This window comes from Paenibacillus plantarum, from assembly GCF_013141695.1.
GTDB lineage: Bacteria > Bacillota > Bacilli > Paenibacillales > NBRC-103111 > Paenibacillus_E > Paenibacillus_E plantarum.
In genome coordinates, this window is record NZ_WHNY01000075.1 from 614,756 (window position 1) to 626,804 (window position 12,049).

14 protein-coding genes and 1 pseudogene are annotated in these 12,049 nt (G+C 44.5%); 13 read left to right on the plus strand and 2 right to left on the minus strand.

Features of this window, described 5'->3' with window-relative positions:
* Positions 1-50 precede the first annotated feature (50 nt).
* A complete protein-coding gene (locus tag GC096_RS30940; RefSeq protein WP_171635734.1) occupies positions 51-944 on the plus strand; it encodes a hypothetical protein in 894 nt (297 codons plus the stop codon).
* Positions 945-950: 6 nt separating this feature from the next.
* Positions 951-1,505: a hypothetical protein gene (locus GC096_RS30945; RefSeq protein WP_171635736.1), complete on the plus strand. Its 555-nt coding sequence runs from the start codon at positions 951-953 to the stop codon at positions 1,503-1,505.
* 218 nt (positions 1,506-1,723) lie between these two features.
* Here GC096_RS30945 and sda read toward each other — a convergent pair whose 3' ends face one another.
* The gene (sda, locus tag GC096_RS39185; RefSeq protein WP_312886378.1) at positions 1,724-1,885 is read right to left on the minus strand and encodes a sporulation histidine kinase inhibitor Sda; all 162 of its coding nucleotides are present in this window, start codon (positions 1,883-1,885) and stop codon (positions 1,724-1,726) included.
* 849 nt (positions 1,886-2,734) lie between these two features.
* On the opposite strand from sda, the pseudogene rsmD reads away from it, so the two are divergent.
* Together rsmD and coaD are read left to right on the plus strand one after the other, a co-directional pair.
* A pseudogene (gene rsmD, locus GC096_RS30955) lies at positions 2,735-3,316 on the plus strand (16S rRNA (guanine(966)-N(2))-methyltransferase RsmD); the annotation flags it as partial.
* A gap of 5 nt (positions 3,317-3,321) precedes the next feature.
* A complete protein-coding gene (gene coaD / locus GC096_RS30960; RefSeq protein WP_376769541.1) occupies positions 3,322-3,834 on the plus strand; it encodes a pantetheine-phosphate adenylyltransferase in 513 nt (170 codons plus the stop codon).
* A 35-nt stretch (positions 3,835-3,869) separates the two neighbouring features.
* On the opposite strand, the gene GC096_RS30965 is transcribed toward coaD, so the two are convergent.
* Complete coding sequence (locus GC096_RS30965) at positions 3,870-5,141, minus strand: hypothetical protein (protein ID WP_171635741.1); 1,272 nt, start codon at positions 5,139-5,141, stop codon at positions 3,870-3,872.
* Positions 5,142-5,263: 122 nt separating this feature from the next.
* Here GC096_RS30965 and GC096_RS30970 point away from each other — a divergent pair, with 122 nt between their 5' ends.
* The 9 genes from GC096_RS30970 to acpP all read left to right on the plus strand — a co-directional run bounded on the left by GC096_RS30970 (position 5,264) and on the right by acpP (position 11,963).
* Positions 5,264-6,385 (plus strand): SepM family pheromone-processing serine protease, encoded by a 1,122-nt coding sequence (locus GC096_RS30970; protein ID WP_171635743.1) that lies wholly within the window; start codon positions 5,264-5,266, stop codon positions 6,383-6,385.
* 87 nt (positions 6,386-6,472) lie between these two features.
* Positions 6,473-6,982 (plus strand): YceD family protein, encoded by a 510-nt coding sequence (locus GC096_RS30975; RefSeq protein ID WP_171635744.1) that lies wholly within the window; start codon positions 6,473-6,475, stop codon positions 6,980-6,982.
* Positions 6,983-7,019: 37 nt separating this feature from the next.
* A complete protein-coding gene (rpmF, locus tag GC096_RS30980) occupies positions 7,020-7,193 on the plus strand; it encodes a 50S ribosomal protein L32 (RefSeq protein ID WP_068668809.1) in 174 nt (57 codons plus the stop codon).
* A 118-nt stretch (positions 7,194-7,311) separates the two neighbouring features.
* Complete coding sequence (gene fapR / locus GC096_RS30985) at positions 7,312-7,926, plus strand: transcription factor FapR (RefSeq protein ID WP_164483581.1); 615 nt, start codon at positions 7,312-7,314, stop codon at positions 7,924-7,926.
* On the plus strand, positions 7,910-8,914 hold the full coding sequence (gene plsX, locus GC096_RS30990; RefSeq protein ID WP_171635746.1) for a phosphate acyltransferase PlsX: 1,005 nt from the start codon (positions 7,910-7,912) through the stop codon (positions 8,912-8,914). The genes fapR and plsX overlap by 17 nt, the downstream gene beginning before the upstream one ends.
* The gene (locus tag GC096_RS30995; RefSeq protein WP_056624827.1) at positions 8,911-9,897 is read left to right on the plus strand and encodes a beta-ketoacyl-ACP synthase III; all 987 of its coding nucleotides are present in this window, start codon (positions 8,911-8,913) and stop codon (positions 9,895-9,897) included. Before plsX ends, GC096_RS30995 begins: the two co-directional genes overlap by 4 nt.
* Positions 9,898-9,966: 69 nt before the next feature.
* Positions 9,967-10,917 (plus strand): ACP S-malonyltransferase, encoded by a 951-nt coding sequence (gene fabD / locus GC096_RS31000; protein WP_171635748.1) that lies wholly within the window; start codon positions 9,967-9,969, stop codon positions 10,915-10,917.
* Positions 10,904-11,644, plus strand: coding sequence for a 3-oxoacyl-[acyl-carrier-protein] reductase (fabG, locus tag GC096_RS31005; protein WP_171635750.1), 741 nt, complete (start codon positions 10,904-10,906; stop codon positions 11,642-11,644). Before fabD ends, fabG begins: the two co-directional genes overlap by 14 nt.
* An 85-nt stretch (positions 11,645-11,729) precedes the next feature.
* On the plus strand, positions 11,730-11,963 hold the full coding sequence (gene acpP, locus GC096_RS31010; protein WP_028558238.1) for an acyl carrier protein: 234 nt from the start codon (positions 11,730-11,732) through the stop codon (positions 11,961-11,963).
* Positions 11,964-12,049: the final 86 nt, after the last annotated feature.

Genomic DNA, 12,049 nt, shown 5'->3' on the forward strand with positions numbered 1-12,049 from the left:
GGTAATTTAAATTTAATGTCGAATATTGGAAGTCATAAGGAGATGATTTCATGACGACGAAATTTAAAAGCTTCAATGCATATCAAATTGACCTTCACTATCAAATGAAAAAGAAAAACATAGAGTATGATGAATTCAAGTGGGAATCAATTATTTTTTTTGATGTTTTAGAAAAAATAAACTCGTTAAACATGCAGGCAAAAACTAAGCGTTATGGAGATTCATGGTTAATGCACTTGGATCATCTAGAAGAGGATGAGCATTTTATTTTTGGTCGTATGTCATCTGCAGAATACGGTACAACGGGAGAACTGATTCACGCTGATAATTTAACAAAAAGGCCCAATCCAAAACAAACCAGAGAAGGCGAGACCGAACTTACATATTTTTTAATTCGAAAATCAGATGGTTTTCTTCTTCTACAATCAAATATGAAGTTGCACAGGGCTCGATTTGAAGAATACATTGAAGAGTTGGGTAAAGATAGTATAGCTGGTCATAACTTGACGTATATTCAGATATGCACATTAGTAAACGATTCATTCTTTGAGAGCATCAGGCAACTGAATACTGTTAATAAAATTGAGATTGAGGTAACTGCTGTCGATGCACAAGCTTTCGAAAATGAAGCTGTTCGCGCTTTGCAACGGGACGCTGACAGAACTTCTGCAACGAATGTTAACTTAGTGTTTCAAGCAAAACATAAGCGTGAAGGACTTAAAAAAGTTGTCCCGCTTTTAATAGACTATAAAGATAAACAAGGGGTTACTAAAATAGTAGTGCGGGGTAAGCTTGCTGGTGCTGAAAAGGTAATAAAAATGGATGATTCTCAAGAACGATTTAAAAAGAAAGTGGCAGTTGATACTAATAATCAGCCTATGTTGAGTTCAGTGGAGTTAGTTCTTAAGGAGATTGCCAGTCAGAGATCACCTTTAAGGAGTTGACAATTAATGTTACTTTCATTTATTAAAGCAAACAATTTTCCTTGGGTCACTTTAAAGAGATATTGGAAAAATTCAACTAAATCAGAGCTACTGGTGGATGTATTTTTACCTATTGTAATTGCAATAATAATGACTTATTTTACCGCTTTATCTGTTACGAAATTTACTGTATTAATTGAAAAGTTTCAGCAAATTAGCGGTCAGGTTATAGCTGCAATCTCTATTCTCGCTGGGTTCAATGTTGCCAGTATAACAATTATTGCAACAGTGAGCAGCGGACCGTTACTTGTGTTAAGAACTCGACTACCCGGTGCGCAGTTAAGTAGGTATGAAATGTTGATTTGTTTTTTTACTTGGGCTGTTATTATTCAGTTAACTGTGGTTCTAATAAGTATCGTCTTATTCTATATGGGTTCGTTTATTCCAGAACACATTAAAGATTGGGGCGTTCCAATGTGGGCTTGGTGTTGCGCTGTTTTTTGGTTATCAATAACTATTCATTCGATTTTTTTGTCTGTACGCAATATGAAAACCCTCTATTTATATGTCACTTATGAATGAAATATAAATATTATTTTAATATTCATTCAATTTCAGATTTCATTTGAATAGAATCGAAAAGGTTAAAAGGTAGAATCATATTTGCAGGGTGTTAAAAGTCAAAGGGAGGAACCCTTGGGCTTTTTTAATTTCAGCTATAACCCTGCTAGCAAAAAACTAGCAGGGCTTTTTCTGGTGAAGGGTGAGATCCCATTCGCCCATCATTTTTTAACTAGATATTAGTATTCTTTCTCTTCCTTTGATGGTCGTATAAAAGTAATGCCTCTGTTAATCAACTCTTTTTCAAGTAATTCAATAAACTCTTCATCTAGATTCATTATAAGAGCATCTTTGTACGCCGAAAGTAAAGCGTCGTCACTCAGATTCAAGTTGTATCTCAATATATATTCTCCCTTTAGCGAATGGGATTCAAACCTTCACCTTAGGTATTATGGACTATTTGGAATATATTGGGTTATATTTTTCGACAAAAGGCACTGAATCGTTTGAAATGAAAGTATATAACAAGCTTATAAGAGATAAGATTCCGCAGATCATCGAGAAATTAGGTTCTACATATTCAAACATGGTCCTCCAACCATATGAATATAGAGAAGTGTTAAAATGCAAATCTTTAATAATTCATCGAATAAGGATGTTGAAAAATTAGCTGATATTATAGAAGCAATTTATCCGATTGTTGCAAATAAAGGCTTGACACTCGAGGATTTTGAACAGATCCGATTAAAGAAGTTTGTTGAAAGAGGCGGATTTAGGGAGACATACTAGCTGAACAAAGAGGTTCAGTTTATTTACAAGATCTCTTTAGTACAGTTTATTTACCGAATATAGTAGGCTATGTTAGGAATACATTTGTTGCAGTGTTTTTTACTTTGAAAATTTTCGTCCCCAAAGCGTCCCCAATATTAAATTGTACTATCTGTACTATATGCAATTTTGCCTCTGTTATAGTCAAATAAACCCTTATAGAATAAGGGTTGCTGCAAACTGTCCTATAAAATAATAACGGCGACTGCTTGCGCAGCCGCCTCATGGGAGAGGAGAAACCGGATGAAGAGCTTATGGGGAAACGTAAGCCTTCTCCGCGGTTGTCTACGACATTCTCTGATGTCGATAGTTCAAGGATGACCGCTTTACGGTAAATTTATACATCGCAGTGATAAATTTTTTGTGTCAGATTAGTGCTTGTGGTACGATAGCAAAAGAATGAACCAGCATGGAAGGGAAACGCACAGATGAGAGTGATTTCAGGCACGGCCAAAGGCAGGTCGTTAAAGGCTGTACCCGGTACAAGTACACGACCAACAACTGATAAAGTGAAGGAAGCGATCTTCAGTATGATCGGACCTTATTTCGATGGAGGGCAGGTACTCGATCTGTTCGCCGGCACGGGCGGGCTAGGGATTGAAGCGCTGAGCCGTGGGATGGATAAGGCGGTCTTTATTGATATCGAGAAGAAAAGCATTGATACCATTGGGCACAATGTTGAAGTCGCCAAAGTGAAGGATCAGGTGGAGATTTACCGTACGGATGCGGCGAGAGCGTTGAAGGTACTGGCGAAGCGGGCGGAGAAGTTCCAACTTGTATTCCTCGATCCACCTTACCGGATGAAAGGGATTGCTGAGCTGATGACAACGATGGAGGAACAAGCCATTGTGGAACCGGACGCGACGATCGTAGTCGAGCACGATGCTAAGGATGTATTGTTAGAAACCATAGGTGGCTTCAAGCAGCTACGTAGAGCAGACTATGGAGATACAGCTGTTACCATATTTAAACGCGACAACACATCCATAGGACTCAGTAATTGAAGGAGATGAACAGCATGATGAGGCAAGAACACGGTATTACAGTTGCGGTATATCCAGGTAGCTTTGACCCGGTTACCTACGGTCATCTTGATATTATACATAGAGCAGCAAAAGTATTTGATAAACTTATTGTAGCGGTGCTGAACAATACATCCAAAAATGCGTTATTCACCCTAGAAGAGCGCATGGAACTGCTTCGCAAGGTAACCGCGGATCTTCCCAATGTGGAGATCGATGGTTTTCGGGATCTGATGGTCAATTATATGAAACAACGTAATGTCAGACTTATCGTTCGTGGACTTCGGGCCGTTTCAGATTTTGAATATGAATTGCAAATGGCATCGACCAATCACAAGCTGAACCCAGATGTGGAAACGTTTTTTATGACGTCCAAGCCACAGTTTTCGTATTTGAGCTCAAGCATCGTGAAAGAGATTGCCAAGTTCCATGGACCTGTCGAGGATCTGGTACCAGCAGAAGTGGAAGAGGAACTACGCAAAAAATTCCCTCAGACCTAGAAGCTAGATCGAAAGGAATTTCAAGATAAAGTTGGTTAATCCACTACTTTCCTCTGGAAGAGGCGCAGGCCAACCGATACGAGCAACATAAGGGTGAAAATGAAAAAGAATTGCATCAGCATTGGTCCCCATAGGCCCCATGCCGTTTCGCCGTTCAAGGGGAAGGGGGCCGCGGCAGCTGAATTGCTCGCTAAGTCTAGTCGGAGAAAACTGGGCTCTGTATCTAACAAGAGCAGCTGCAATGGTTTCCAGAGCAGAATCGTTGTGAATAGGGCAAGTACAGCGTGTAGCGCGCGAGACTGTAGGAAAAATGTATATCTAGCATCGGTTTTCTGATGGAAGCCAGCAACCTGTGCGTGGGCGGACAAGCCTCCCCAACCGAGGAAGGCACTGAGCAGCGCCATTTGCGGCAGAAGAGAGAGATCCTTTGCTTGGCTAAAAGCATAGGCACCAAGGTGAATTTCCATCAATCCTTTGATCCATTGCGGTGTTGTGTCTGTGAAAATACCCATGAAGCTAAGAAGGAATTGCGTGACGGGACGAAGGATATCGGCAAAATGAGTGATGGTGATTACATTGATTAGTACGGAAAATATCATCATGTATCCGCCAATCAACATTAGCGTTTGCACAGCGGAGGTTACTGCATCTCCGAGAAGCTTACCGAAAGCACGTCCATCTTCCCAATACGCTTGGCGCATGGTCATGAGGGCAGATTTCACAATAGAAGTCGATTCCTTCGGTTTCAATACTAGTTTTTTTGCTTCAAGAGGGGCGATGGATTGCTTGCTTTGTCGCATCAAGAATCCTGTTGCGATAGCGGAAATATAATGAATAATCGCAAGTAGGATCCCTAGTTTGGCGTTGTGAAGGAATCCAATCCCGATAACCATGATTAGGAATAACGGACTGGACAAATGCGAGAGGGCCGTTAACCGCTCTGTTTCCGTACGTGTAAGAAGGTTTTTTTCGCGCAGCGATGCAGTAATTCTAGCTCCCGCTGGAAATCCTATAACAATGCCTGATGCCAAAGCCCAGCCACTAACGCCGGGCAGGCGGAAAATGAAGCGCATTAGCGGTTCTAGGAGCACGCCTGTGCCTTGAATGACACCGAAGCCAATTAAGAGCTCGGCCATAATAAGGAAAGGCATCAAGGCAGGAAAGACGAGCTTCCACCAAATAGTCAGCCCTTCGAGAGAAGACTGAAAAGCTTTGTCAGGAAATAGAATGACAGATATAACGACCAGTCCAGCCAAAGCTCCCAACACCAGTGTGGTGAGTTTGGCATGGAATCTTGCATTAGGCATAGCATCACCTCGTCCATCGAACATGCTTCATTGTACGCAAGTAGGCAAGCGATTAGACCAAGCTTTCATCGAGAATAGGTAGGCCAAACAACAAGTGAAAGCAACAGGAAAGGGGAACCTGTATGGATAAGGAAGAAGAGAGCACGATTCGTTCGTGGTCGAATGATTCATATCGATATCCGAGAAGCTCGGCGACAAGACGTTACCTAGTTTCTGCGCTCGTAGGGATCATTATTGTATATTTGCTGTTTTTTGTGCGTTTGCCTTACTTTGTTTTTATGCCGGGGACTGCAGAAGAAATCAAGCCGATGGTGTCGATATCCAAAAGCACTGGCCCGGAAAAAGGGCAGCTTATGCTAACGACCGTTCGCGTAGCGGATGCTAATGTGGTGAACTATTTGGTAGGACTCATTCATCCGTATGAAGAAATCCAGCCCAAAACGTCTGTACTCAAGCAAGGAGAGTCCGAGCAAGAGTATTCACAGCGCCAGGAATACGTCATGTTAACCTCACAGGCTAGTGCGATTCAAGCAGCTTATAGAGAGGCCAAGATCCCTTTTCATATTGATCATGAGGGTGTAATGGTCCTTCAAACAGTCCCAGGTTTATCGGGTGAGAAGGTACTGAAACCAGGTGATGTGCTTTTGAAGGCAGGGGACAAAGAGGTGAAAGTAGCGCAGGATCTACTAGACTCTCTCGCGGGCAAAAAAGCAGGAGACACCATCTCCATTACGTATGCTAGGAAGAAAACGGAAATGCAGACGACGCTGACGTTGGGTGCGTTGCCGCTACAAGAGGGAGAAAAGGTACAGCGGGCAGGGATTGGTGTCGTTCCAGCGGGAATGCAATCGGTAAAGGCCGATCTGGAGGATCAGCAGGTGTCAATTAAAGCCGGAGATATTGGGGGGCCGTCAGCTGGCCTCATGTTTTCATTAGAGATATTCAATCAGCTTGTACCTGAGGATATTACGAAGGGGTATCGCATTGCAGGAACGGGAACAATTGAAGCAGATGGCACCGTAGGACCGATTGGCGGTATTCAACATAAGATTATTGCTGCGGATCGGGAAAAGGCAGAAATTTTCTTTGCACCCAAAAATATGACCTACAAAGACGGGACCAAGATCGAGAATTATGCGGATGCGGTCAAAAGAGCAAAGCAAATCAAGACGAAGATGAAAATCGTCGAGATTGGCACGATGGAAGATGCCTTGAAATATCTAGCAGCTTTGCCTCCGAAATAAGTCATATCTAGCTCAAATAATATTATTTAAATTGACAAAAGGTATGCATAATGGATATAATAATCTTTGTTTGTTTGGGGTGATATCATGCAAATTCGTTTTAGAGAGCTATCTCTGCAAGGGCAATCGGTACCTATGAGCGAAGTTATGAATTTGACGGAGCCTTTCGAGGGTCGTCAAGACATTCTTAGCCATGGAACTGTTCATGCGAATCTTCATGCAAAGTATGAAGAAGGAGTAGTTAAAGTTAACGGTTCGTTAACGCTAGACTTGGAGTTAAGCTGTTCCCGATGCTTAACGCACACTAACCAAACTATTAAGCTTCCATTCAAGGAAGTTTTCATGCAAAAGCCGGAAGAAGAAGATCCAGAGCTAGACGAGGATATTCATCTGGTGGTTGGGGATAAAGTAGATTTGGAGCCTTACGTTGTAGAGAATGTAGTGGTCGGTTTACCGTACATACCACTTTGTGACGAAGCGTGCAAAGGTCTGTGTCCCGTGTGCGGAGAAAATCGCAATCAACGTGATTGCGGCTGTAAGCAGGATAAGATTGATCCTAGACTTGCAGGTCTCGCGGACTTTTTTAACAAAGAATAAGGCAACGCCGAAATTCGTATAAGGAGGTGTTTTGAATATGGCAGTACCTCAAAGAAGAACGTCCAAAACTCGTCGCGACAAGCGCCGTACTCACTTTAAATTGGAAGTTCCAGGCATGGTGAAATGTGACCAATGTGCAGAACTGAAGCTAGCACACCACGTGTGCAAGTCTTGCGGAACTTACAAAAGCAGAGAGATCGTAAAAGCATAAGATTGGACATAGTACTTCATCCTAGGTGAGGTGCTATTTTTTTTGCTTTCTTTTTGGTTGTAAATTTAATATACTACAGTTTAGTATCTGGTAATAAGATGAGATCTCACGAGATAAGGTGGTGCTTACCATCGAACGCCTTCCTAAACGACAAAGGCAGCAGCAATTGCTGCAGGCCATTGAAGCGAACCCATTTATGACGGATGAGGAATTGATGCGAACGTTTGGGGTTAGTATCCAAACTGTCCGCTTGGATCGATTAGAGCTCGGTATTCCTGAATTGCGGGAACGTATGAAGCATATGGCCGTCAAGACGTATGATCCTGTACGTTCACTTCCAATTGATGAAGTTATTGGAGAAGTCATTGACTTACAGTTGGATCAGAGCGGTATTTCGATTTTTGAAATTAAAGAAGACCATATTTTTTCCAGAACCAAAATTGCCAGAGGACATCACATTTTCTCACAAGCCAACTCGTTGGCTGTTGCTGTCATCGACGATCCGATTGCATTAACAGCTTCGGCTGATATTCGATTTGTTCGGTCAGTAAAGCTGGGAGAGAAGTGTGTCGCCAAAGCCTATGTGCGATCTGTTTCCAAAGGGAAAGCACGTGTGGAGGTGTTCACTTACGTGGGCGAAGAGACGGTGTTTCGAGGCAACTTTGTCATCTTTCATTCGAAGAAAGAGCAACATCTAGATAGGGAGGACAAGCTCCATGCGGATCGCGATTGATGCAATGGGCGGAGATCATGCGCCTAAGATCGTAGTTGAGGGTGCTCTCGCAGCGGCGAAAGAGTGGAAGGACGTACATATCATTCTAGTCGGCAACAGCGCAACGATAGAAGCTCACCTCACAGAGAGGCCGGATAACCTAACGATTCGTCACGCGGAAGAAGTCATTGAAGCCGAGGATGAGCCGGTTAAAGCGGTTCGTCGGAAGAAAGACGCTTCCATGGTTGTGGCAGGAAGACTAGTTCGAGAGAAAGAAGCAGAAGCTATGATTTCTGCAGGTAATACTGGCGCATTAATGACGACTGGATTGCTTGTTGTAGGAAGAATTCCTGGCATTGAACGTCCAGCATTAGCGCCAATGATCCCGACGATGGACGGTCATGGCGTGCTTGCCTTGGATTTGGGAGCGAATATGGATGCAACCCCAGAGCAATTGATCCAATATGCGATTATGGGCAGCATTTATCGTTCCAAAGTACATGGTGTTGACAAACCTCGCGTAGGCTTGTTGAATGTAGGGACGGAATCGACCAAAGGGAATGAATTAACCAAAGCAGCATATCCTTTATTGGAACAAGCTCCGATTCATTTTGTGGGTAATGTAGAGTCCTCGCAGGTGCTGCGCGCGCAATGTGACGTTATTGTTTGCGATGGCTTTGCTGGAAATATTATGTTGAAAACATTGGAGGGCGCTGCGTCCACCATTTTCTCAGCTTTAAAGCAGGAATTTACGAAATCCATATTCACCAAGCTTGCAGCAGCCGTGTTGAAGCCTGGGTTGACGCAATTCCGCAAGAAGTTGGATTATAATGAACATGGAGCTGCACCTTTTCTAGGTATTGATGGACTAGTTCTCAAAAGTCACGGTTCATCCGATGCAAATGCTATTAAGAATGCCGTACGTCAAGCAAGAATCGCGTTACAAAATGATTTGGTTGGCACCATATCTGCCGAAATTAGCCGCGGGAAGCGAGATATAACAACATGAACTTAATACCGGTTGGGGTACTCGGAACGGGTAAATATGTACCAGAACGCATTTTAACGAATCAAGAACTAGAGACCATGGTGGAAACGAATGATGAGTGGATCGTGTCCCGAACAGGCATCCGTGAGAGAAGAATCGCAGCAGAAGGACAAGCTACGTCTGATCTCTGCTTTGAAGCTTCCAAAGTAGCGCTGTCGAATGCAGGGATTACAGCAGATCAACTGGATTTGATTATCGTAGCAACGATTACACCGGATATGTCATTCCCTTCAACAGCATGTATTCTTCAAGAGAAACTGGGAGCGAAGAAAGCAGCGGCGTTTGACTTATCAGCAGCTTGTTCAGGTTTCGTCTATGGATTAGCGAATGCCACTAATTTCATCGCGACAGGTACATATAAATACGCGCTTGTCATTGGCGCAGATTGTTTGTCCAAAATTACCGATTACACGGACCGCAATACCTGCATTTTATTTGGAGATGGAGCGGGCGCAGTTGTGATTGGCGAAGTGCCGGAAGAAAGAGGCTTCAAATCCTTTGAATTAGGCGCTGACGGTACCGGAGGTCCTCTTCTGAAAATTGAAGGCGGCGGTTCTCGTAATCCTGCTTCGCAGAACTCTCTTGACCAACGTTTGCACTATATCTATATGGCGGGCGCTGAGGTATTTAAGTTTGCTGTTCGCATTATGGGGAATGCTGCGGATGAAGCTCTTCGTAAAGCGGGTTGGGAGAAAACGGATATTGATCTGCTTGTACCTCACCAAGCCAATATGAGAATTATTCAATCCTCACTGAATCGCTTGGAATTATCGGAAGACAAATGTATGATTAACTTGGACAAGTACGGCAATATGTCAGCTGCTTCCATTCCAGTTGCCTTAGCAGAAGCTTCCGAGCAAGGCAGATTAAACGAAGGTGATCGACTTATCTTAGTTGGATTTGGCGGCGGACTCACTTGGGGTGCGACAGCATTAGTTTGGTAATTAGTTTGATGAACTTATTTATGACGTAAAAATGACTGATTATATCGTGGAAGGGGATCCTTTTCTCGTATGGGTAAAATAGCATTTGTATTTCCGGGCCAAGGCTCTCAATCCGTTGGTATGGGAGCTGACCTATATGGCGCGTTGCCAGCTGCCAAGGACTATTTCGACCGCGCGAATGAAGCGCTAGGTTTTTCTTTGTCTGATCTGATCTTCCAAGGTCCAGAGGACCAACTGAAGATCACGTACCACACGCAGCCCGCGCTGCTCACGACAAGCATCGCTTGTCTGGAAGCGTTCAAGGCTGCTGGCATCACACCGGACTATGTTGCAGGGCATAGTCTAGGTGAGTACAGCGCGCTCGTCGCAGCCGGCGTGCTCGCGTTCGAAGACGCGGTCCGCACGGTGCGGGCCCGCGGCGAGTTCATGGAACAGGCCGTCCCTGGCGGCCTGGGTGCCATGGCAGCCGTGCTGGGAGCCGAGCGCGGAGCGCTGACGGAGCTTTGCACGGCAATCACCAGCGGCGGCTCCGTCGTGGAGCTCGCCAATGTGAACTGCCCGGGACAGATTGTCGTCTCGGGCAGTAAGGAAGGCGTTGCAGCGGTTGTTGAGCGCTGCAAGGAAGCTGGCGCGAAGCGTGCCATCCCGCTTGAAGTGAGCGGGCCGTTTCACTCGTCCCTCATGAAGCCAGCCTCGGAGCGCCTCGCAGAGGTGCTCGCGTCCATCGAGATGAAGGATGCAGCCGTGCCCGTTGTCGCTAACGTAACGGCTCGTCCTGTGACCCAGCCGAGCGAAATTCGCGGCTTGCTGGTGGAACAGGTGTATTCCCCTGTACTTTGGGAAGACACGATCTCGTACCTGATCAGCGAAGGCGTAGATACGTTCATCGAGCTTGGCTCGGGAACGGTACTTGCCGGCTTGATCAAGAAAGTCGACAAAACGGTGAAAACCGTGTCGATCGGCAGCTTGGAAGCGCTGGACAAGTACAAGCAGGAGGTGCTCAATCATGTTAACGGGTAAAGTGGCGCTAGTCACAGGAGCTTCACGTGGCATTGGGCGGGCAATTGCTTTGCACTTGGCCGAGCATGGGGCCGATGTAGTGGTTAACTACGCAGGTAGTGAAGCCGCTGCTGGTGAGGTTGTAGCTGCGATTGAAGCGATGGGCCGCAAAGCAATTAAATTGCGCGCAGACGTGAGCAGCTATCAAGAATCTGACGATCTTGTGAAGCAAACGTTAGAAGTTTTTGGTAAAATTGATATTCTCGTGAATAATGCGGGCATAACAAGAGACAATTTAATCATGCGAATGAAAGAAGAAGAATTCGATCAAGTGATCGCTACCAATCTCAAAGGCGTGTTCAACTGTGTCAAAGCCGTTACACGTCCGATGATGAAGCAGCGCTTCGGTCGAATTATCAATATATCTTCTGTAGTTGGTGTGCTCGGTAACCCCGGTCAAGCCAATTATGTAGCAGCAAAAGCAGGTGTAATCGGACTAACGAAAGCTACAGCGAGAGAGCTATCCTCGCGTGGCATTACCGTGAACGCCGTTGCGCCAGGCTTTATTGAAACCGATATGACAGACAAATTGTCTGCTGAGATGCGTGAACAAATGCTGAAGCAAATCCCGCTGGAACGCCTTGGGCAGCCAGAGGAAATTGCGAAGGTAGTTCGCTTCTTAGCTTCTGACGATGCCTCATACATGACAGGGCAAACGCTCCATGTAGATGGTGGAATGTACATGTAAGTTTCTGTAAAATGAGAATCTCAAAATTGTCTACTGGCAATCTGTCAAAGATTCTCGTATAATACCAAATGAGGAGGTGAACCGGATGTCCGACGTATTGGATCGTGTTAAACGAATTGTAGTCGATCGTCTAGGGGTTGATGAAGCTGAAGTCACCCTCGAAGCATCTTTCAAAGAAGACCTAGGTGCTGATTCTCTCGATGTAGTTGAATTAGTAATGGAATTAGAAGATGAGTTCGATTTAGAAATTTCAGATGAAGATGCTGAGAAGATTACGACAGTAGGAGAAGTTACGAATTACATAAAATCTCATACGTAATAGTCTACAGAGTCCCGTTTCTAATAAAGACGGGACTTCTCTCCTTTCTCACTAATAAAAAATATGAATGACTACATAGAAGGTGG